Annotated in this window: 1 protein-coding gene; it reads left to right on the forward strand. The window is 57.7% G+C overall.

What is annotated here, in order from left to right; genetic code table 11:
• Positions 1–355 (forward strand): CS1-pili formation C-terminal domain-containing protein (locus tag WFN87_RS24245; protein ID WP_336980930.1); only part of this gene is annotated, 355 nt, incomplete at both ends.

Raw genomic sequence — 355 nt, forward strand, 5'->3', positions numbered from 1 at the left:
CCAGCATATTCGCGGGGGCGTCAGTGCGTATTCCGTGAAAGTGATGAAAACGGTGACGGTGATGGGGCGCCTGGTGGACGGCGATGGCCACGCCCTGGGCGGTGCTCAGGTAGTGAATCATGCCGGCAGGACGGTCACCGAATCCGACGGGCTGTTCACCCTCGAAGTGCATGAAAACAACCCGGTGCTGGCGGTGGAATACCGCGCAATGAACCAGTGTGAAATACGCCTGAATCCCACCACACAGAAAACGGCCGATGAGATTATTTTCCTCGGCAATCTGACCTGTGACGAATTACCGCTGGCGGGGAACGCAGGCTATGCGGCCAGCAAAGCAGCCAGGAATAAGGACATA

Origin of the sequence: Cedecea sp. AS113 (assembly GCF_037152415.1) — a bacterium.
In the GTDB taxonomy this organism is placed as follows: Bacteria; Pseudomonadota; Gammaproteobacteria; order Enterobacterales; family Enterobacteriaceae; genus Cedecea.